Here is a 20,145-nt window from a genome sequence, read left to right on the forward strand (position 1 = left end):
AGGTGAAGATATTACTAACTATAGTCTTGGCTTCAAGAGTTTGCCATAACTTCACAAAATTGGAGTTGCATCCACGCACCACCAGTTTCTGGATGATTCATAGCTTTGATTGAACCACCGTGGGCGTGAATAATTTGCTCAACGATCGCTAATCCTAATCCATTGCCAACGATCGCCCCTATAGAGTTACCATCATGTGGGGAATGGGTTCGCGCTTTATCTCCTCGATAAAATCGCTCAAAAACATGGGGTAAATCTGCCTCAGAAAATCCGACTCCAGAATCAATAAGATTTATTTCGAGAATTGGGGAAGCAGCATCATTATCCTTTGCTGATAAGATTTTTGCTTCAATATGAATAGTTGTACTAGAAGGACTGTATTTAATACTATTGTCTAGCAAGTTGAGGAAAACTTGGAAAATACGGGCTTGATCTGCCTTAATCCAAAGATTTTCTGGGCCAGAATAAGCAAGAGACAGATGTTGACGCACTGCTAAGGGTTCTAGTGTTTCCCAAACCGATGTAATTAGCGATCGCAATTCTACAGCTTTGGCTTGCAATTGCATGTTTGGGTTTGCTTCCATTTGGGTGAGGTCTAGCCAACTTTGCACCAAGTTAATTAGTCGGTCAACTTCTTGCATTAGGCGATTAACCCAACGATTTAAAGGTGGTTCTAAGCGGGTTTGTAAAGTTTCCGCAACCAAGCGAATCGAGGTTAGTGGCGTTCTAAGTTCATGTGCTAAATCAGAGAAATAGCGATCGCGTACTTGATTTATATCTAATAGGGGTTGACGATTTTCTAAAAAGACTCCCACTTGTCCATTGGGTAAAGGCAAGCTAGATGCTCGCAAAGCCAAAGATTTTATTGTTGCCATCTCTGCGGCATCATCACAAGATGGATGAAATATCCATTCTCCTGTCTGTGGTTTTTGCAAATCACGAGTTTGCTCAATTAAATGGTCAAGTTCATAAGACCTTACCAACTCCAGTAACAAGCGTACTTGTTCTGGTTGCCAGTGCAGATACAAAATTTCCTGCGCCTGTTGATTGCACCACAGCAGTTGATTTTCCTCATCCACCTGCAAATATCCTACTGGTGCAAAATCTAGTAGGTCTTGGTAAGTTTGCAACGACTGCTGCAAATCTTGCCGATGCTGCTTTACCATCGCTATTTTCTGCCGCAACCCAGGAATCAACAGCAGTCCCATCTTGTCAGAATGCGAGGTTAACGGCCCGAGTAAGCGCCCCAGGTAACGGTTAAGTTGAACCTGTTGCCAAACCCAAAACCCAATGCCTACCGCTAAACCCAGAAAAAATCCCAATAAAAGCATTTGAGTTGTTAGTTTCTTCGTGACTACTAAAAACTAACAACTATCCCAACTAATTATCCAAACCTATAGCCAAAACCTCGTACAGTCACAATATATTCAGGATGACTGGGGTCTTCCTCTAATTTTTCGCGCAACCACCGAATGTGAACGTCTACAGTTTTACTATCGCCAACGAAATCCGGCCCCCAAACCTGATCTAGCAATTGTTCGCGTGACCATACCCTGCGGGCATAACTCATAAATAGTTCCAGCAAGCGGAACTCTTTGGGGGAAAGATTCACCTCTAGACCACGAACCAGCACGCGGCATTCTTGGGGATTCAAGGTGATATCCTTGAATTTTAATACTGGTACTTGTGGTAAATTACTTAGGCGTTGGCGGCGGAGTAGAGCGCGACAACGAGCCACTAACTCGCGCATACTAAAGGGTTTGGTCAGGTAGTCATCTGCTCCTACCTCTAACCCCAGTACGCGGTCAGTTTCACTACCCTTAGCACTCAGCATTAAAATTGGTACTGGGTTGCCTTGATGACGCAGCAAACGGCAAATATCTAGCCCGTTGATTTGCGGCAGCATCAAATCAAGAATGAGTAAATCAAAGGGAAGTTCCCCCGAATTGGTTTCAAAACTTTTGAGATACTCGATAGCAGACCGTCCATCGGGTGCTGTTGTTACCCCATAACCTTCCTCTTCAAGGGCTACAGCTAGCATTTCCTGGATTAATTCTTCGTCTTCTACTACTAAAATTCGGCTGGTTTGTCCAATATCCGTTCTAGCAGAGTATTTGGTCGATTCACTGGTATACATTGATATCACAAAAGTCTGGGACTGTGCTTGTATCAATTAGGATGATTAATTCTATTATCTAGCCTTACTGCAACCACGCTTCTACCGGGATTGATTCTTTTAGATTTTCTTTACAAAAAGTAACATACGCCACAGTACCCTGCTAAATCAAAAATCAATAGGGAGTAGGCGATCGCAAAAGAAATTTTCATCTTTTGTTGTGTAACGCAATTTAGATAAAGGATTGTCTTGACAAGAGCTAATTAAGTTGGGTATATTTACTATAGTACAAATGAACTACTTGCCTCAAAGAGAAAACCATAGCACTTTTCCTTTGTATGTAATACACTCCGACCTCCCTAGGTTTGAATTTTACTCCCCTTCCAGCAACAAAAGTTTTTCCGCTTGTCTCTCCTCGTAGGAGAGGTTAGGGAGAGGTAGGTCACTATTAGACTCAACTGAGAAATGCTACATAACTGAAAAACATCAGGTATGTGGAAAATTCGTACTACCTAAGTGTCCTCTGCTGAACTTTCCGTGTTTACACTGCATTAAAAATGCTGATTTTAAAGCTATTCTGATGTCTGCATAGGGTAGTCATTGGTATGGCTTGCTACCCAATAAATCATTGCCTATTGAAGGGAGTTGGAAAATGACTACAGTTGGAGTCAAAGACAGCAAACAACAACTAATGCAAGCATTTCAACAAATTATTATCCAAAGAAAAAAGCTGGAATCTAAAATAGCAACTAAACAAGAGGAAGCAGAAAAGGCAAAAAGTCAAGAAATTCTGCAAACAGCTTCTGCATATACAGTTGATAGTATTGTCAAAGGTTTAGCTGATTTACAGTTGGAGTTTGGCAGTATTCTCAATGGATTATCTGAAAAACTAGCTCAGGAAAATTCCAAGTTAGATGAATTGAACCGAGCTATAGAAATTGAAACTCAACGCCTACAAGAGCTTCAACAAATCAGAGTTGTAGCAGATACTCTAGACATTTTAAGTCAAGAACATCAAGAAAAATTAAAAATCTTAGAACAAGATACTATCAGCAAAAGGGAAACACTAGAGAAAGAAATTACAATCAGGCGTAAAGAATGGCAAAAAGAGCAAGCAGAGTATGAAGAGAAGCTCCAAGCATATAACGATTTATTAGCCAAAGATCGCCAGCAAGAACAAGAAGAATCTCAGTATAAATTAGAAACTACTCGTAAACTCAATACAGATAGCTACGAAGCGAGAAAGCGTCAACAACAAAGGGAAATAAAAGAAAATTCTCAAAAGAAAGAGAAAGATTGGGCAGAACGAGAAAAGATATTAGCTGAACGTCAACCACTTTTTGCTGATTATGAACAAAAGGTAACTAAATTTCCTAACGAACTGGAAGAAGCCGTTAAAAAAGCTCGGGAGGAAGCAATTAAAGAAACAAGCCAAAAAGCTAAAATTGAGGCTGATTTATTTGAAAAAGAATGGGAATCTAACAAACAGAGTTATGAACTAAGAATCCAATCTCTGGAAGAAACAATTAAAAAACAGTCTGAACAAATAGAAGGTATTTCTGCTCAATTGCAAACTGCATTAAAACAAGCACAAGACTTAGCTATGAGGGCTTTTGGTAGTTCTAATCCTAAATAGTTATGAGTTTGTTGCATCTTAATCATTCTTAATTCCTGAAGAGGAGGTTTGTTGTAGTGGTGAAAAAGCCAACTGATAAAAATACTAAAGTAGAAATTCTTCAGGCGTATGAGGAATTAGCTCAAGAAAAAGCAGCGCTAAAATCGCAACTAGAACAAGTTGTGAAGGAAAACCAATCTGGAACTAAAGAACAGCCTAAATTAGAACAAAAAACAGCTATGACTCAGCTTTCTAGTGTCCAACAGAAGATGAATAATACAATTGAAAGCTTGGCGAAGATTCAGTTAGGTTTTGGCAGTGCTGCTAATGAATTATCAGAACAGCTAACCACAAAGGCTTCTAAGTTAGAAGAAATTAGGCGAATTTTAGAAGAAGAAATTCAGCAATTAACACAACTGCACAATTTAGAAATTTCTGATGATATCTTGGATACTCTGATCCAAGCCTATGAAGATAATACTAAAGCTTATCAGGAAGAATATAGCCAGCGTTCTGAAGTATTATTTCAAGAAATATTAGAACAAAGGAATACTTGGGGAAAAGAACAAGAGGAACAGCAACGGGCGATAAAAGAACGGAATGAAAACTTGAATAAAACTCGGCAACGTGATGCGTCAGAGTATAAGTATAATTTAGAACTCCAGCGCCAATTGCAAAGTGACGAATACGAACAAGAGCAGAAAGCACTATATAAGCAACTGGAAGAATTACTACAAGAAACAGAAAAACAGTGGGCTGAACGAGAGAAAGCTATTTTTGAGAGAGAAAAACAATTTGAAGAATTAAAAGCAAAGGTAGAGGCTTTTGGGAAAGATAAAGAAGCAGCTATCAAAAAAGCTACAGAAGAAGGCAAAGGCATCGCCCACTACCAAGCTAAAGTAAAATCAGATTTATATTCTAAAGAAGTGGAAGGGCAAAAGCGTTTCTATGAACAAAGACTGCAATCTCTAGAGCAAACTATTACTAATCAGGAGACGCGGATTCAAAATCTTTCTAAACAACTTGAATCTGCCCTGAAACAAGTTCAAGATTTGGCAGTTAAAGCTATTGAAGGTACTTCAAATGTTAATTCATATCAGGCTATTAAAGAAATAGCTTTAGAACAGGCAAAAACTCAAGCGAAAAACAAATGAGCTAATTTATTTTTTATGAGAATTGTAGAGACTTAAGTTAAATTAAGTCTCTACAAGGAACTATAGTAGTTCTCGATTGAGTATGTACAGAACCCCTCTTTGCTCTTCGAGAGCTTGCTCTGATGTACACTTAATAAATGGTTTTTATTCAGTTTTATCTGGTTTTTTGATGTCTGTGGGAGGCTGTGGTTTCTTTTTCTTTGTTCCGGTAGCCTGTGTTTGCTTAAATACTTTATTGGAATTTGGTTCTTGACTAGACATAACACTAAATTTTAAAATCTTTTACAGTATTATCTACATCATGGGTATTGTTGATTACAGAAATATAACATAAAAAATTTAAGTTTATTTAAACAATTAATAATCTAAACAGGTTACACCGTAAGGGTTTTATTAATTTTGAATGGATGGTTTATTTCTGCCGTGCTGTACTAGTATCAAAAAAGCTTGTAGGATGGGCAAATATTTGTCCACCCTACAATTCTATGGTGTACACAGTAGCCCTACTACAGTTTGACCAAAGGCAGAAAATATCAAGCAAAGGTAGAAAAACCAAGATTGGGGGGGATATCCTGAATCCGCCCAGGCCCGATCGCTCGTAATGCTTCTTTGAGTAAAATATCCCCAGTATACAAGGCACGTCCGACAATCACACCAGTCACGCCTTGAGGTTCTAACGCTAACAAACTTAACAAATCGGTGACAGAACTTACCCCACCAGAGGCAATTATCGGGATAGAAATTACTGCTGCAAGTTCTCGCAAAGCTTCTAAATTGGGGCCAATAAGTGTACCATCTCGGTGGATATCTGTGTAAATGATGGCAGCTGCACCCAATTCTTGCATTTGTACAGCCAGTTGGGTTGCTAAAACTTCTGAAGTTTCTAACCAACCGCGAGTTGCTACGAGTCCGTTACGGGCATCAATGCCAATAATAATCTGTCCAGGAAATTCTTCACACAGTTGTTGCACTAGCTGGGGTTGTTCTACGGCGATGGTTCCGAGAATTGCCCACTGTATGCCCAAATTGAATACTTGTTGTACGCTGGTGCGATCGCGCAATCCTCCACCAATTTCAATCGGCACTGACACCGCATGAGCGATCGCTTCAATTGCCCCCAGATTTACTACTTTACCCGCTTTGGCACCATCTAAATCAACTATATGCAATCTGGTAGCACCCTGATCTACCCACTGTTTGGCAACATCAGCAGGATTATCGCTAAAAACTTGGGAGCGATCGTAGTCTCCTTGATACAGTCGCACACAGCGACCTTCTAGTAAATCAATTGCTGGAATTACATCCATTTAACTCTTCCTCATAACTCAATGCAATCAAAACCTTAGTTATTGCTGGGGTTCCTGTTTTTCATTTTTCATTTTTAATTGCCTTACAGCTTGCCCAAAACCCAGCACAAGCAAAATATTAGAAAGGGTCAAAAATAGTTCTGCACCACCGTGCAACCAATCTACATCTGCCAAAGACTTGCCATAATGCAATACAGCATAAATTCCGGCTGGGATGGTGATGGCAACAAAGACGAGAGTGCCATAGAATCCATACAGCGCTAAACGCGGCATTTGCGGACTGCGGCTGATAAACCACAAGAAACCCAAATAGGGAAACAGTGAAAGGGCAAACAGGGTTTCTTTAGAAATCATTGTTCTGATTTGATAGGTTTTGGTTCAACAGTGTCAGCAGACTTGGTAGAACGCCAAATCAAATACGCTGCTGCCCAAAGGGTAAAATTACCAACTAAGGTCATGGTAGCTTGAAGCGTTACCAACCATTCTAGAGATTCGGCGTTGTCGAAATAATGCCAGGTACAAGCACACATGGCGCTAACTAAAGCTGGTAACATGGCAAGGGATAATCCCCACCAATTGCGATTACCTGTGAGTTCGCCGTAAGTCCAAATTAACCAAATGGCGACAATCCACTCTATAACGCTAGAAACATGAATAATCCAGGTGGGAATCGATAGGGCGTGCATAAGAAAGTTAGGAGTTGGGAGTTGGGAGAGACGCGGTTAATCGCCTTTTAGGAGAGACGTGATTAATCGCCTTTTAGGAGAGACGCGATTCATCGCGTCTGTACAAGAGTTAGGAGTCTTTTGTATCTTCCTTGTTTGAAAATAGAGCTTGTGAATGAGTCTACTATCTGTATCAATTACAGATATTCTGTATAAAAAAAGTTGTTAATTTAAAATCCAAAATCTAAAATCTAAAATGGTCAAGATGCGGGCGTTATTATCTGGATATTACGGTAAAGGTAATGGTGGTGACGAAGCTTTATTGGCAACGCTTTTGCAAATGTTATCATCTCATGTAACCCCAGTGGTACTTTCGGGGAATCCAGAGGAAACGCGCGATCGCTACAATGTAGAAACTTGTGATCGCATGGCTCCTTTAACTGTACTGCAAGCTTTACGCTCAAGTGATGCCTTGATTTGGGGCGGTGGGAGTCTCATTCAAGATGTTACCAGCACTATCAGCCCATTTTATTATGGCGGAATAATGGCATTGGCGCAGAAAATGGGCTTGAAAACTGTTGCTTGGGCGCAGGGGATTGGCCCGTTAGTGCGTCCGCAAACTCGTTGGTTGGCACGGCAAACCTTTGGTAATTGTACCAAAATTAGTGTCCGCGATCGCGCCAGTGCGGCTTTATTATCTGATTGGCAAATTCCTTGTATTATAGCTCCTGACCCGGTTTGGGCGTTAGAATCGAAACCAGTACCGGGACTTTGGGATTTACCTGCGCCGAGAGTTGCGGTAACGTTGCGATCGCATCCCCAACTTACAGAAACCCGCCTAGCAAACTTAACCCGTGCTTTAGTTGACTTCCAAAAAGCTACACAAAGTTTTATTTTATTATTACCATTTCAAAAAAGTGAAGATTTAAGTATTGCCGAAGCTATTCAACCACACCTTAAAGATGTTAGCAAGATTTTATGTCTGGAAGATCCGCAACTTTTGAAAGGCGTGTTTCGCGGCGTAGAAATGGCAATTGGGATGCGCCTCCACAGCTTGATTATGGCTGCATCTGAAGGTTGTCGCTGCTTTGCTCTCAGTTATGATCCTAAAGTAAATCGCCTCATGGAAGACTTGCAAATGCCTGGATGGGATTTAGCTAGTTTACCAGATGACCCCAATTTGATTAGTCTGACTTGGATGGAGCATTACGCCAACGGTGATCCGTTATCACCAGAGCAAATACAATCTTTAGTAGATAGAGCATTAATGCACCGCGAGTTGTTAAGCGACGCTTTATGTAATAAGTAAAATTAAATAATATAAAATGAAAAAAAATGGAAAACTTATAAAACTAGCCCTTTCAAGGTAGGTGAAAAAAATCCTTTTTAATTTCTTTACTCTGTGTTCTCTGCGTCTCTGTGGTTAGAAAAATTACTTTTAAACCGCAGAGGCACAGAGAGAGAAAAAAAGAGATTTTACCAGTCACATTGAAAGGGCTACTTATAGCAGGGCTATTTCGTTCTAGACATAAACCGCCCAGAACTAAAGTTCCTCTCTTATAGTCCAATACGCTTGGGTTAAAGAACGAAACCCAACATTATCAAAGCTTTGTTGGGTTCCACTAAAGTTCAACCCAACCTAAAATTCTTCTTAACCCAAGCGTATTGTCTTATAGCCCAACTCCACACTTGGTGGAATAAAAGCCTTTATTAATCGTCTTTAGACGAATGAATGCTATTAGCCTCAGAATAAATTCTGAGGCTGGCTAGATAAGAATAAAAATATCTAAATATTTATTATCCAGATTCACTTTAGCGATATTATTTACTAAATGCAAAAATAATTATTGAGATAATTGTAATGATCAGCTTTGGCTTTTGGAACCTAATTATACTAGGTTTAGTTGTTGTAGTTCTCAAAAATAATTGGCGATTAGATGAAGAAAAGGTAGCTTGGAGAAATTCTTTATTCTTAAAATCTTCAGTTATCCAACGGTTAATACAATTTTTTCGTCAACCAATTGTTAACTTCCTCCTTCAAGCAGGTGTTGTATTAGTCGTTACAAGATTCCTCTGTTATACAGGTTGGCTACTTTATTTTCTAAACCAGCCAAATCCACCTTTATGGGATTTTCAGTGGTATTATGTGGCGAGTAAATTGGCTCATCAGCATGTGAGTCCTTTTAATGTCGAGATTTTTAATCAGACTTTTTGTAGCATAACTACGGTGTGTGGCTCTCTTCCACCGTTTGTCTATCCACCCAATATTATTCCTCTCATCTGGTTTCTCGGCTATTTTTCAATGAATACTGCATTTAAAATCTCGATTTTAATGCATATATTAACAATTGGTTTAGCTTTATGGGGAGCAAATATATTACTAGAGTCTAAATCACGAGCTTTCAGAACTATTTGCACAATTTCGGTTGCCTTGATTTATGGCGTAGTTCGGGATCTTCAAGTTGGTAATGTTGCAATTTTTATTGTAGTTCTTATCTTATGGATGTTTATATTCGCTAGAAAGAATCAGGATATTCTAGCAGGAGTTTGCTTGGGGATTGCCCTTTTTAAACCAACATTAGCTGCATTATTCATTCTGTATTTTCTACTTAAAAGACGGTTCTCTCTAGTTTTTGCATCTGTTATCACAGTAACTTGTTTAGCATTTTTAGGTCTAGCCTTGACAGGTAATTCTTTAACACGATTTGTCTCGGATGCATTTCGTGGATTTTCCCTCTGGCAAAACGATCCCGCAGTTAGCCCTTATATATCGATTAGTCGTCTAGATTTGATGGTTGTGGGGCCGAGGTTAATTCCCAATAGCCCATTCTTTGCCAAGCTTTTATCAAACTTAATTGTTTTGATACTTCTTGGTTTGGCGGGTTGGTATTGGTATCTACAGCAATCTCTCACCGACTGGTCAAAAAAAATATATTTAACAGAAATGGCAATAGTTTCTTGCTTGAGTATTGGCATCACCTATTCGCAAGAAACTAGTTCTGTGATGTTAATACCTGCTGTTGTTTTTTTGCTAAATGATTTGCTGCATCAGATCAGGCATTCTAAATTCTCTAGGGAAAGAATGTCTGTTTGGTTAGTAGGGGTTTGCTGTCTTGCAGTGCAAACAGCAGTTATTCATGGTTGGCTGATCCACTCTCTAGCAAACCGATGGAATGTGAAAGCAGGGGAATTGCCATACATTATGAAAATAACTATCTTTGCCCTACCGAGTTATGCAGTTTTAGGAATAACTCTGAGTATTTTAGTTTTAGCAATTAGTTCTCTTCGTCAAAAAGAGGTGATAGAATTTAAACCTTTGAATCGGGTTTGAATCAATTTTGGATATTGGATTTTAGTTTTGATACTTCGACTCCGCTCAGTGTTAACTTTTGACTTCCTCGAAGGCGAATTTATGTTGAGCAAAGCCGAAACACAGACTCCTGAACTAGGTTAAAAATTTTGGCTTTGCATTTATTCTCGCAATTTAATTCGCTTGCTCTCAAACCCGTTTAGATTTTCAACTTTTAATATTGAATTCCATTATTTAAAATCTAAAATTGGGTAAACACTTGGGCAACATAGGATACTTTAGAAGGAGATTAAATAATTTTCTAAAACATACAAATTATGGTAAATCTCAACCGTTACCATTCTGCCAACAATCAACCTATGGGTGCAGTTCGAGTCAAAGTCAAGCTCACTAATGCTATTGATGAAGCGCTTGTCAGCCGAGGAATGCTGAATCCAAATATGTTGCGGGTGTATGAAACTGAAGCATTAGTGGACACTGGGGCAGTACGTACTGTACTACCCATGTCTATTGCCCTGCAACTTGGTTTGAGAATTCGAGGACAGCAGATTGCTCAATACGCCAATGGCAGCCAAGAATCTATCGGTGTGACTGAACCCGTAATTATTGAATTGACAGGGCGAGAAACTACCGAAGCAACATTGGTTACAGGTGATATCGTTTTGATTGGACAAACGGTGCTTGAGACGCTGGATTTACTGGTGGACTGTAGAAATCAGCGACTTATTCCGAATCCTGAGCATCCTAACTATCCGGTGATGAGAATATAGTAAATTTTTGAACGTAGACGCTTCTCTACGAGACGCTACGCGTAGCTTGCTTCCCGAAGGGTACGGCTTGCCGCAGGCTACCGCTAAGGCGCAGAGGACACAGAGAGAAAAAAGAAATGCTTAACTCAAGCGTATTGGCCTAAGAACTGATCATCAGAGAAAATTCAATCTTTGGTGGATAGTGCTTTTATGAGCCAAAACACATTTGAATACTAGTGACTGATTTTACCGCTAACAATCCCTGACCATTGAACTTTTTTCTCTTTCTCCCGGCGGTAAGAAAAGAAATGCTCTGGAGTTTGGAAAGTACAATAAGGCGCGATCGCAATTTGTTCTGCACTAATCCCCATATTTTCCAGTTGTAAGGTATTCACCCGCCGCACATCTAACCTTACCTTTCCAGGATTAGGATCTTCTAGTAAGGGTGAATTTGGTAATTCATGTAATGCTTGAACAATTTTTTCTTCGTCGTTATATGGTACAATGCTAGCCCCAATTTCAGCAGCCACTTCAAGAGAGACTTGGTAAACCTCACCAGCGATCGCTGGCCCCATCGCAATACGTAAATCATCTAATTTGCTGCCTTGAGATTGTAATCGAGCGATCGCTAAGGGGACAATCTTCTTGGCAGTTCCCCGCCAGCCTGCGTGTAATGCTGCTACTTGTCCAGTTTGCACATCCCCAATCAGCACGGGTGTACAATCTGCACTAGCTACCCAAAGGGCTTGGAGAGGCTGTTCGCTAACTAAACCATCTGCCGATGCTAAATCCTCCTCGGCAGTGCAAAAGATGCTTTCAACTTCTTGAGGGGTGAGAACAGTATTGCCATGAACCTGCTTTAAGCGATAGACTGATGCCTCTGGTTGCAATACTTCTGTGATAACTTGTGGCGATCGCGGCCAAAACTGCTGGGTAAAGAAGCCGTGATGCCAACGTTCCAGAATACTACAAGTTAGATAGGGCAGTCCTTCCCAATTGTGCCAGTGCCAAGTGTGCATCTTCAACCAAACCTAAACAGAACTCACTCATCAGCCAATCAATGCTAACTTGAACAACGGAATTTGGGTTAACTGCTGTGGGATTTAATTTGCAAAACTTGGAAGCAGCCTTGAAGGCAGCGCGTAAGTATACATATTTACCATTTTCTCTGCACTTTTTTGAAAGTGTCTCTTCAACTAACCAAACCCTCTGGAACTTACTTAACCAAGGGGCTATTTCCGGAACAGTCGTAATCGCAACTGTGCAATCTGCTGGGCGGGGACAATGGGGCCGTGAGTGGATTTCTCCGGTTGGCGGATTATATATTTCTGTAGCGATTTCTTTCGACCACAAAATAGAGGCTACTGACAGCTACCAACTAACTTTTGCTACTGCTTGGGGAATTGCGTCTCAATTGCGCCAGTGCGGTGTAGATGTTGGGATAAAATGGCCCAATGATTTAGTTTTAAATGGTCGCAAACTAGGCGGCATTTTGACAGAAACAAAAGTAAACAAAGGACAAATCACTCAAGCAGTAATTGGTGTTGGTATTAACTGGACAAACCCAGTACCAGAAACTGGAATCAATCTGGAATCGTGGCAAGCTTCTCAAGATTTCAGACCAATTTCTTGTCTGGAAATGCTCACCTCTAAAGTCTTGCTGGGAATAGAATCCGGTATGGAGTGCCTTTGCCAAGAAGGAGTAAAGGTACTCTTGTCTCGCTATTTAGATTTGCTTATAAATATGGGCGATCGCGTCTACGTCAACAATATTTCAGGTAAAGTAGTTGGGGTGACTCCTCAAGGAAATTTACGAGTTGATTTAGAAACATACAATACAAAGGAACTAATTACACCGGAAATTTATATTGAACCCGGTACAATCAGTTTGGGGTACCATAAATCTTCCGTTTAAATTTGAGGTTTGTTCAAATTCCGCTCTTTGGGCAAGACAAACCACTAGCATCATCTCTTTAGGCTAATTACACACAACTGAGAGAACAAATGACGCAGCGCAATAATTCTGCCCCTCATCGTTTAAATTACTTATGGCAGCAAGGTCTAACAAAAAAACGTTTTGCTTCAACACTACCAGCCCAGAGCCTCTGTTGGCTGAGTAGCGTCAGCCTCCTTAGCGGCGGCTTTGTGTTTGCCCAAACAGAAACACAAATAGACAACATCGTTCCCACAGTTGAAAGTCCCAAGCCTTCAGCAGTTATAAATCCAGTTAAAAAGCAGGCTGTTGCGCCCGAAGCCGCTCAAGCACAACCGGAATTTTCCCAACGGCGAGCCAGACTCAGAAAGAGATTAGCCAAGCCAGAGGTTGCTCAATCAAAAGAGCCAGTTAGGCAATCTACACCCAAAATCGAAGCCGCCCAACCTGTTGTGATTATCAGACAGTCAAAACCCAAGGTAGAAACCTCTCAGGTTACTCCTGCAACGGTGAGACAGTCAAAACCCAATACCCCTTTGCGGTCTTTACCTGAAAAACTTCCAGAAGTTGCTCAACCATCAAATAACTCCAACAGCCCTGTCAGTGCAACGCCGGAAAAAACCAAGGATTATAATAACGCCTATATTGATCCTAATAGTTATGACAGTGGTGCAACACCTACTTATCAAGCACCAAATTCTGTAATTCTTACAGAACGCTCCAGTGGTTGTCGAGCCACTTTGCCATCAGGGCAAAGCATATTAGGCGGCGTTTGCGCCAAAGTACCACAAAGGAGTGTAGCTGATTCTAATAGTAAACCAGCACCTACTTGGCTTAGAAGAAGCCAAAATGCACAATTACCAGTAGTTCCACCCGTGCGGCAGATTGCATCTTCTTCTATTGGCAACACTAGCAGATGGCGTGGTACTCCAACTCAAACTGGTTCTAGCGGTGTCACCAAGGGCGGATTTAGCCCGAATCGGTTTATACCAAGTCCTAGCGAGTTTACCCCTACGAGAGTGAGTGCAACTCCCATCGCACCGAGTGGCGGAACTTTACCTCCACCAATGGCAGATGGCAACATTGCACCCCGTCCCAGCAACGTATCTTATGACTTCTCACTGGCATCAGTATTGCCGCAAATCCCCTACGTAGGGAGAGTTGCCTATAGTGGTACAGGAATGATGTATCCCTTGTCTATACCTGCTCCTATTACTTCTTTATTTGGTTGGCGAATTCATCCAATCACAGGTAATCAACGCTTCCATGCCGGTACAGACTTGGGTGCGCCTACGGGAACACCTGTTTTGGCAGCTGCTGCTGGTCAAGTAGAAACTGCTAACTGGGTGGGTGGTTACGGTTTAACCGTGATTCTAAATCACAAATCTGCTGAACAAACTCTCTACGGTCACATGTCAGAAATCCTTGTTCAACCCGGTCAGTGGGTACAACCTGGAACTGTCATCGGGCTAGTTGGCAGCACCGGTAACTCCACAGGCCCTCACCTGCATTTTGAAGTTCGCCACCTGACACCGAACGGGTGGGTTGCTACTGACCCAGGCGTGGAATTACAAAGCGCCCTCAGCCAGTTAGTACGAGGCTTGCAAACTGCTCAGGTAAGCCAGGAACCAGGAAGCTAGAAGAAGCAGAGGGGCAGGGGGAGCAGGGGAGCAGAGGGGACAAGGGGACAAGGGGACAAAAGTTTAGAACTCCAACAAGTCTTTCTCCTTGTCCCCCAAGTCTTCTTTCCCATGCCCAATGCCCCATACCCAATTACAAATACCCGTGTTCTGCTAGGAATGCGGGTGTAATGCCATCCATGCTAGTTTCATCAGTGGTGGTGTGTGGGTTGCCAGGGTAAACGAATTTTTCGACGTATTTGCCGAGAATATCCCCTTCTAGATTTACCAAACTCCCAGAAACCAAATAGCGAAGATTTGTCTCGGCGTATGTGAGAGGAATTACCGCTACTTTGAATTGAGAGAGTTCTGGCTCATAAGCCGCTACTGTGAGACTGATGCCATTGACAGCTATGCTACCTTTGGGGACAATATACCGTGCGATCGCCTCGGATGCGATAAAGGTCATTTCCCAAGAACTAGCCGTTTGTTCTGCCACTAGCAATCGACCGATGCCGTCTACATGACCCATCACAAAATGACCGCCAACTTTACTGCCTACCCTTAGCGATGCTTCTAAATTGACATATTTCTGTTGCGTTTGCTCACCTCCCAACGTCGTGCGGCGTAGAGTTTCCGGTGAAGCCGTGGCAATAAAACCGTCTTTTAAAACTTTTTCAACTGTCAAGCAAACACCATCTACTGCAACACTGTCACCATAAGCCAAATCTTGCATAATTACTTCACACGAATGACTTACACAAGTAATTTGCCAAGAATCGCCCCCTAAGGGTTCCATCGTTCCTAATGCCTGGATTAATCCTGTAAACACGGCTTTTTTGTCAAACTAACTCTAGTTATTGCCTATTTTTGCTTGAAATCAATTGGTAATTCTCACAGAAATCTTGAACATTCAAGTATATTTTCTGACTTTTTTTCGTCTATGAATATTAACACATTAGCATCCTTCACAGGGCATACTTGGGTAAGAAGGTTATTGTCTAAGAAGACCAATTTGACTTACTCTGGTTTTCACCACAAGTTCGGAGTTTAATAGAAGCAATTATAGAGAACGAATGCTTATGTTTATTACTGTCGCTCAACCGCCTAAAAAGGGGTACTATTTGTTACACAGCATCCAAGGCTCTCGAAGCATTGTAGAGGCTTAGGCAATGATTGAAATGAAAGTCGCTGGCATAGCATTAGATGCCATAACCCGTAGCCCGATTGTCCTTTTGAAAGATTCTTCAGATCGGCGCGCTTTGCCAATTTACATTGGTCAGGAACAGGCTAGGGCAATTATGGGCGCACTGGAGAATCAAAAGCCTCCCAGACCCTTAACCCACGACCTGATTGTGAATCTTCTAGAGGCTTGGAATATGACTCTAGAAAAGGTGATCATTCATTCCCTGCAAAAGGATACATTTTATGCAGCTTTAATCGTCCAGCAAGGCGAGGTCAAAAAAGAAATTGATGCGCGTCCTAGCGATGCGATCGCCATTGCCCTCCGTACAAATACCCCCATTTGGGTAATGGAAGAAGTGATTGCCGATGCTTCTATCCCTGTCGATCGTGATGCAGATGAAGCCGAACAGCAAGCCTTCCGTGAATTTATTTCCAATCTCCGTCCTGAAGATTTGATTAAGCGTTTTGGTAATGGCGACAGCTAAAAAAGTTAGGAATTAGGAGTTATGAGTTATGAGTTATGAGTGATTTTGCTTCCTCCTAACTCCTAAGCAAAAAAAGTAAAAGTTAAGAGTTATGAATTACTTCCTTCAACTTCTAACTCCTAATTCCTAACTCCTAACTCCTAACTCTTAACTCTTTGTTAAAGATGCAATACCGACGGTTTGGGAAAACGAATCTGCGCCTCTCGGTTTTTTCTCTGGGAACAATGCGCTACCTGGCTGATTTTGAAAATGCTCACCAGACTATCGAACAAGCCTTAGCGCTAGGAATTAATCATCTAGAAACCGCCAGAGGTTACGGCAAAAGTGAGGAGTATCTTGGTAGGGCGTTAAAAGCTGGGTTATCAGTACCCCGAACGAAGCTTTATATCACTACCAAAATTTCAGCCACAGCAGATGCTGACACCATGCGTCGGTACATCAACGAATCCCTAGAAAAATTACAGCTAGATTATTTAGATTGCTTAGGCGTTCATGGCTTGAACACCTGGCAACATTTAGAGTGGGTGCAAGCCAAAAATGGCTGTATGCAAGCCGTAGAAGAAGCTGTTGCTGATGGTCGAGTGCGACATGTTGGTTTTTCCAGCCACGGGTCATTAGAGCTAATTCAGGCAGCAATAGACACAGATTATTTTGAATTTGTCAATCTGCATTATTACTATTTTTTCCAACGGCACGCACCAGCGATTCAACTAGCTGCCGAAAAGGACATGGGCATTTTCATTATTTCCCCTGCTGATAAGGGAGGACGGCTCTATACACCACCCCAAACTCTAAAAGACCTATGTTCTCCGTATTTACCCTTAGAATTAAACTATCGTTTTTTACTTGCTGATAGCCGTATTACTACTTTGAGTATCGGCCCAGCAAACCCAAATGAATTAAGGGAACCTTTGCGAATCGCTGACGATGATAGAGAGTTAACATCAGGCGAAAATTCTGCTTTTGAACGGTTAGAAAATCACCAAAAAGTTGCTTTAGAAACTGATAAGTGTAGTCAATGTTATGCTTGTTTGCCCTGCCCAGAAAATATCAATATTCCAGAGGTGTTGCGGTTACGAAATCTTGCAGTGGCATACGATATGACTGACTATGGACAATATCGTTACGGAATGTTTGAAAATGCCGGTCACTGGTTCCCTGGCATGAAAGCCAACCGTTGTACAGAATGCGGTGACTGTTTGCCTCGGTGTCCAGAAAAGTTAGATATTCCAGCTTTGTTGGAAGATGCTCACCAAAAATTAAGTGGGAAAGCAGGTAGAAGATTGTGGGGTTGAGGAGAAGGCAAGCAGGGTGGTTTCATACAAGCAGAGAAAAATCACAATACTTTTTAGAAGGCGATCGTAAATTGACAAAATGCACTTAAAGAAACAAATCATCGTCCACAAGTTGGTGATGTGATTTGCTATCAGTTAACGGTTGATAAAAATGGAATCGTTCATGCTTGCAAAACAAACTGCTCAGTTAAGATTCTCTAACTGGTTGCCCATTTATTGAAGAAGTGCGATCGCATAGAAGACACACTTAAAATTGTACTGTTGGTAAAAGACTCCTTTAAGGCTTTCAGCAACGCGCCGATCAGATAAAACCTAAATATTTTGATACGCGATACCCAAGCCAAATCCCTACAAGGCCACCAATGACGCTGAAAATAATCGAGGTAAATGATAGCACACTTCCACCCCACAATGCAGGGATGTAACTACCAATCGTAGAGCCAACAAACATCCCAATTCCAATGATGAATTTATTCATTTAGCAAAAGCCTCAAAAGTAATCAAAATAAGTCATGCTTAAGCTCCTTTATGACTCAAAATATTACCTTTTGGGAAAAGATTTATTTAACACTTTCAGCAGCCGTGACAGCAACTTAAGAAAATACCGCTACCAAGAAAATTTAAGGTTGCCATTCGCGCGATCGTAACCTGATAGTCATTCACAAGCAGTGGAATCGCCTCTAAATACTGCAAAATCTCTAAATATCCTATTTTGGGATTATCCTGAAATAGGTTTATTGTATTCAATGTATACATAGTGCTAAAGCCAAGGCACAATGAAATTTGTTTTCAGTCAGGACTATGAAATATTCCGTCGCTGTATGATTGCGGCTCGTAAGGAAGCAAAACTAACTCAACAGACGCTTGCTAAATCCTTGAATAAGCCACAATCTTTTGTAGCCAAATATGAAAATGGTGAACGGCGGTTAGATGTAATTGAGTTTCTGTTAGTTACTAGCGTAATCGGCGTAGATCCTTGCGATATTCTCAGAAAACTTGAACAAAAGATATCTGAAGCATCTTGTAAGGAGGAGGTATGAATACACAGCCAATTTCTGAATTCCAAAACCAGAGCGTTGTGCATGGTATGGCTGCTTTTGACCATGCTTCAATATGAGGTTCATACCAATTTGGTAAATCAATATGATCTGAAGTGTCTCCTTCAAAACCAAGAACACCGTAAGCTCCATCTGAAACGATGACTGTAGGTTGCTCCCAATTGTTGTAATGTTCGAGACTATCACCCAGATATAAAGCAACCCTTTCATCATTCCATGCAGAAAAATTTAAGTTGGTGTTGAGGTTGACTACTTTTCCCCGACCTACTGTGCTGGTAGCCTTGCGTTTTAAAGTTTTGAGGGAACTCGATTCTGGGTTAGATAGACTCATTTATTGGTTTACGTGGCTCTGAAACTTCAATATCTTTGATCTTATCCTGTTTTGGGATATTTACATAGTAATAGACAGTAAAATTAACCAGAAACACGCTCAATATGCAATATTCCCTATCTAGCAGGTACGTAATTTATGATATTGATTTAATGTTTAACTAAAGATAAATCCGGTGTCAGTCTTTGTAAAACTTGCTTCAATACCATAACTGTCCAATCTATATCAGCTTCAGTCGTATCACGCCCCAAAGTTATGCGAATTCCACCCAGGGCAGCTTTTTCGGAATAACCCATCGCTAACAATATCGGACTAGGGCTAAGTTTACCACTATGACAGGCAGCACCAGCACTGATGCCGATACCAGCAAGGTTTAGCTGTCGTACCAAGGTTTTACCGCTAAGTTTTTCCCCATCGGCGTATTCTAAGCACATACTGATATGGTGAGGTAAACGATCGCAGCTATCCCCTGTAGGAATTAAACCAGGAATTTCAGCTAATTGGGCAAAGGCGCGATCGCGTAACTCAATTAACCGTGGTGTTTCTGTAGCCAATTCTTCGGCTGCTAATTCTGCTGCTACACCAAACCCCGCTATTATCGGTACTGCTTGCGTACCAGAACGTAGTCCCATTTCTTGTCCACCACCACCCAGTAAGGGCATCAATTCCACACTAGGACGCACGTACAGCGCCCCTACACCTTGTGGGCCATATATTTTATGGCTGGAAAGGCTAAGTAAGTCTACGGGTAGTTGTTGCACATTTATAGGTAAACGTCCCGCAGCTTGCACCGCATCTGTATGGAACAAAGCGCCATGTGATCGCACAATTTTACCCAGTTGTGCGATCGGTTGCACTGTTCCAACTTCACTTTGTCCGTAAATTATAGAAACCAAAACTGTGTTATGTCGCAATGCTGCCTTTAAATCTAGGGGATTGACTCTGCCTTTGACATCTACAGATAGGCGTGAAACTTCCCAACCCCACATTTCTAGCAACCTTACTGTTTCAGAAATTGCTGAATGCTCCACGCTGGAGATAATAATATGTTGAGGAACAGCATACAACCGAGCCACACCCATAATCGCTAGATTATTTGCTTCGGTACCACCAGATGTAAAGATTATTGATGCTGGATCGATAGCGTTAATTAATCCAGCAACTTGGACTCTGGCTTCTTCTACAACCGTTGCCGCCCTTTGCCCCCACTCATGTAAGCTGGAAGGATTGCCCCACTGTTCGGTGAGGACTGTTTGCATAACTGCGATCGCTTCTTTTCGAGTCGGAGTAGTGGCGCTGTAATCTAGATAAATTTGCATATAA

20 protein-coding genes are annotated in these 20,145 nt (G+C 41.4%); 10 read left to right on the forward strand and 10 right to left on the reverse strand.

Annotated features, from left to right (window positions below):
- Nucleotides 1–32 precede the first annotated feature (32 nt).
- Nucleotides 33–1,331 (reverse strand): sensor histidine kinase, encoded by a 1,299-nt coding sequence (locus RMZ43_RS13455; RefSeq protein ID WP_322654857.1) that lies wholly within the window; start codon nt 1,329–1,331, stop codon nt 33–35.
- Between the two features lie 53 nt (nt 1,332–1,384).
- Nucleotides 1,385–2,137, reverse strand: coding sequence for a winged helix-turn-helix domain-containing protein (locus RMZ43_RS13460; RefSeq protein ID WP_100901299.1), 753 nt, complete (start codon nt 2,135–2,137; stop codon nt 1,385–1,387).
- 631 nt (nt 2,138–2,768) lie between these two features.
- Between RMZ43_RS13460 and RMZ43_RS13465 the strand changes: the two genes are divergently transcribed.
- Together RMZ43_RS13465 and RMZ43_RS13470 are read left to right on the forward strand one after the other, a co-directional pair.
- Nucleotides 2,769–3,752 (forward strand): hypothetical protein, encoded by a 984-nt coding sequence (locus tag RMZ43_RS13465; RefSeq protein ID WP_322654856.1) that lies wholly within the window; start codon nt 2,769–2,771, stop codon nt 3,750–3,752.
- A 56-nt stretch (nt 3,753–3,808) separates the two neighbouring features.
- Entirely contained in the window at nt 3,809–4,885 is a 1,077-nt protein-coding gene (locus RMZ43_RS13470; protein WP_322654855.1) for a hypothetical protein, read from the forward strand.
- A 533-nt stretch (nt 4,886–5,418) separates the two neighbouring features.
- Here the strand turns inward: RMZ43_RS13470 and hisA are convergent.
- Genes hisA through RMZ43_RS13485 form a run of 3 tightly spaced genes read right to left on the reverse strand, consistent with a single transcriptional unit; the run spans nt 5,419 to nt 6,878 of the window.
- On the reverse strand, nt 5,419–6,192 hold the full coding sequence (gene hisA / locus RMZ43_RS13475; protein WP_322648008.1) for a 1-(5-phosphoribosyl)-5-[(5-phosphoribosylamino)methylideneamino]imidazole-4-carboxamide isomerase: 774 nt from the start codon (nt 6,190–6,192) through the stop codon (nt 5,419–5,421).
- 39 nt (nt 6,193–6,231) lie between these two features.
- Nucleotides 6,232–6,546: a DUF3593 domain-containing protein gene (locus RMZ43_RS13480; protein ID WP_322654854.1), complete on the reverse strand. Its 315-nt coding sequence runs from the start codon at nt 6,544–6,546 to the stop codon at nt 6,232–6,234.
- The gene (locus tag RMZ43_RS13485) at nt 6,543–6,878 is read right to left on the reverse strand and encodes a DUF2499 domain-containing protein (protein ID WP_322648006.1); all 336 of its coding nucleotides are present in this window, start codon (nt 6,876–6,878) and stop codon (nt 6,543–6,545) included. Before RMZ43_RS13485 ends, RMZ43_RS13480 begins: the two co-directional genes overlap by 4 nt.
- 244 nt (nt 6,879–7,122) lie before the next feature.
- Here RMZ43_RS13485 and csaB point away from each other — a divergent pair, with 244 nt between their 5' ends.
- From csaB to RMZ43_RS13500, 3 genes are all read left to right on the forward strand, one after another.
- Nucleotides 7,123–8,166 (forward strand): polysaccharide pyruvyl transferase CsaB, encoded by a 1,044-nt coding sequence (csaB, locus tag RMZ43_RS13490; RefSeq protein ID WP_322654948.1) that lies wholly within the window; start codon nt 7,123–7,125, stop codon nt 8,164–8,166.
- Nucleotides 8,167–8,718: 552 nt separating this feature from the next.
- Nucleotides 8,719–10,188 (forward strand): glycosyltransferase family 87 protein, encoded by a 1,470-nt coding sequence (locus RMZ43_RS13495; protein ID WP_322654853.1) that lies wholly within the window; start codon nt 8,719–8,721, stop codon nt 10,186–10,188.
- A gap of 296 nt (nt 10,189–10,484) precedes the next feature.
- A complete protein-coding gene (locus tag RMZ43_RS13500) occupies nt 10,485–10,937 on the forward strand; it encodes a retroviral-like aspartic protease family protein (RefSeq protein ID WP_322654852.1) in 453 nt (150 codons plus the stop codon).
- A gap of 212 nt (nt 10,938–11,149) precedes the next feature.
- On the opposite strand, the gene pgeF is transcribed toward RMZ43_RS13500, so the two are convergent.
- Nucleotides 11,150–11,935, reverse strand: coding sequence for a peptidoglycan editing factor PgeF (gene pgeF, locus RMZ43_RS13505; RefSeq protein WP_322654851.1), 786 nt, complete (start codon nt 11,933–11,935; stop codon nt 11,150–11,152).
- A 77-nt stretch (nt 11,936–12,012) separates the two neighbouring features.
- Here pgeF and RMZ43_RS13510 point away from each other — a divergent pair, with 77 nt between their 5' ends.
- Both RMZ43_RS13510 and RMZ43_RS13515 read left to right on the forward strand, forming a co-directional pair.
- The gene (locus RMZ43_RS13510) at nt 12,013–12,831 is read left to right on the forward strand and encodes a biotin--[acetyl-CoA-carboxylase] ligase (RefSeq protein WP_322648003.1); all 819 of its coding nucleotides are present in this window, start codon (nt 12,013–12,015) and stop codon (nt 12,829–12,831) included.
- A gap of 89 nt (nt 12,832–12,920) precedes the next feature.
- Nucleotides 12,921–14,489, forward strand: a complete 1,569-nt coding sequence (locus RMZ43_RS13515; protein WP_322654850.1) for a M23 family metallopeptidase — start codon at nt 12,921–12,923, stop codon at nt 14,487–14,489.
- 133 nt (nt 14,490–14,622) lie between these two features.
- Here RMZ43_RS13515 and RMZ43_RS13520 read toward each other — a convergent pair whose 3' ends face one another.
- Nucleotides 14,623–15,300: a riboflavin synthase gene (locus RMZ43_RS13520; protein ID WP_322654849.1), complete on the reverse strand. Its 678-nt coding sequence runs from the start codon at nt 15,298–15,300 to the stop codon at nt 14,623–14,625.
- A 340-nt stretch (nt 15,301–15,640) separates the two neighbouring features.
- On the opposite strand from RMZ43_RS13520, the gene RMZ43_RS13525 reads away from it, so the two are divergent.
- Nucleotides 15,641–16,138: a bifunctional nuclease family protein gene (locus tag RMZ43_RS13525; RefSeq protein ID WP_322648000.1), complete on the forward strand. Its 498-nt coding sequence runs from the start codon at nt 15,641–15,643 to the stop codon at nt 16,136–16,138.
- 164 nt (nt 16,139–16,302) lie between these two features.
- Nucleotides 16,303–17,433 (forward strand): aldo/keto reductase, encoded by a 1,131-nt coding sequence (locus RMZ43_RS13530; protein ID WP_322654848.1) that lies wholly within the window; start codon nt 16,303–16,305, stop codon nt 17,431–17,433.
- A 573-nt stretch (nt 17,434–18,006) separates the two neighbouring features.
- Here RMZ43_RS13530 and RMZ43_RS13535 read toward each other — a convergent pair.
- Nucleotides 18,007–18,180, reverse strand: a complete 174-nt coding sequence (locus tag RMZ43_RS13535) for a hypothetical protein (RefSeq protein ID WP_322647997.1) — start codon at nt 18,178–18,180, stop codon at nt 18,007–18,009.
- Between the two features lie 29 nt (nt 18,181–18,209).
- On the opposite strand from RMZ43_RS13535, the gene RMZ43_RS13540 reads away from it, so the two are divergent.
- Complete coding sequence (locus tag RMZ43_RS13540; protein WP_322647996.1) at nt 18,210–18,473, forward strand: helix-turn-helix domain-containing protein; 264 nt, start codon at nt 18,210–18,212, stop codon at nt 18,471–18,473.
- Here the strand turns inward: RMZ43_RS13540 and RMZ43_RS13545 are convergent.
- Together RMZ43_RS13545 and RMZ43_RS13550 are read right to left on the reverse strand one after the other, a co-directional pair.
- On the reverse strand, nt 18,421–18,822 hold the full coding sequence (locus tag RMZ43_RS13545; protein WP_322654846.1) for a hypothetical protein: 402 nt from the start codon (nt 18,820–18,822) through the stop codon (nt 18,421–18,423). The genes RMZ43_RS13540 and RMZ43_RS13545 overlap by 53 nt on opposite strands.
- Before the next feature lie 149 nt (nt 18,823–18,971).
- Nucleotides 18,972–20,141: a cysteine desulfurase family protein gene (locus RMZ43_RS13550; RefSeq protein ID WP_322654845.1), complete on the reverse strand. Its 1,170-nt coding sequence runs from the start codon at nt 20,139–20,141 to the stop codon at nt 18,972–18,974.
- Nucleotides 20,142–20,145: the final 4 nt, after the last annotated feature.

This window comes from Nostoc sp. CmiVER01 (genome assembly GCF_034531135.2).
Taxonomy (GTDB): Bacteria; Cyanobacteriota; Cyanobacteriia; order Cyanobacteriales; family Nostocaceae; genus Nostoc.

What these genes read in the sequence shown, in the direction of transcription:
- RMZ43_RS13455 (WP_322654857.1), bottom strand. Translation starts at nt 1,331, where the DNA reads ATGCTTTTATTGGGATTTTTTCTGGGTTTAGCGGTAGGCATTGGGTTT.
- RMZ43_RS13460 (WP_100901299.1), bottom strand. Translation starts at nt 2,137, where the DNA reads ATGTATACCAGTGAATCGACCAAATACTCTGCTAGAACGGATATTGGA.
- RMZ43_RS13465 (WP_322654856.1), top strand. Translation starts at nt 2,769, where the DNA reads ATGACTACAGTTGGAGTCAAAGACAGCAAACAACAACTAATGCAAGCA.
- hisA (WP_322648008.1), bottom strand. Translation starts at nt 6,192, where the DNA reads ATGGATGTAATTCCAGCAATTGATTTACTAGAAGGTCGCTGTGTGCGA.
- RMZ43_RS13480 (WP_322654854.1), bottom strand. Translation starts at nt 6,546, where the DNA reads ATGATTTCTAAAGAAACCCTGTTTGCCCTTTCACTGTTTCCCTATTTG.
- RMZ43_RS13485 (WP_322648006.1), bottom strand. Translation starts at nt 6,878, where the DNA reads ATGCACGCCCTATCGATTCCCACCTGGATTATTCATGTTTCTAGCGTT.
- csaB (WP_322654948.1), top strand. Translation starts at nt 7,123, where the DNA reads ATGCGGGCGTTATTATCTGGATATTACGGTAAAGGTAATGGTGGTGAC.
- RMZ43_RS13495 (WP_322654853.1), top strand. Translation starts at nt 8,719, where the DNA reads ATGATCAGCTTTGGCTTTTGGAACCTAATTATACTAGGTTTAGTTGTT.
- RMZ43_RS13500 (WP_322654852.1), top strand. Translation starts at nt 10,485, where the DNA reads ATGGTAAATCTCAACCGTTACCATTCTGCCAACAATCAACCTATGGGT.
- pgeF (WP_322654851.1), bottom strand. Translation starts at nt 11,935, where the DNA reads ATGCACACTTGGCACTGGCACAATTGGGAAGGACTGCCCTATCTAACT.
- RMZ43_RS13515 (WP_322654850.1), top strand. Translation starts at nt 12,921, where the DNA reads ATGACGCAGCGCAATAATTCTGCCCCTCATCGTTTAAATTACTTATGG.
- RMZ43_RS13525 (WP_322648000.1), top strand. Translation starts at nt 15,641, where the DNA reads ATGATTGAAATGAAAGTCGCTGGCATAGCATTAGATGCCATAACCCGT.
- RMZ43_RS13530 (WP_322654848.1), top strand. Translation starts at nt 16,303, where the DNA reads ATGCAATACCGACGGTTTGGGAAAACGAATCTGCGCCTCTCGGTTTTT.
- RMZ43_RS13540 (WP_322647996.1), top strand. Translation starts at nt 18,210, where the DNA reads ATGAAATTTGTTTTCAGTCAGGACTATGAAATATTCCGTCGCTGTATG.
- RMZ43_RS13545 (WP_322654846.1), bottom strand. Translation starts at nt 18,822, where the DNA reads ATGAGTCTATCTAACCCAGAATCGAGTTCCCTCAAAACTTTAAAACGC.
- RMZ43_RS13550 (WP_322654845.1), bottom strand. Translation starts at nt 20,141, where the DNA reads ATGCAAATTTATCTAGATTACAGCGCCACTACTCCGACTCGAAAAGAA.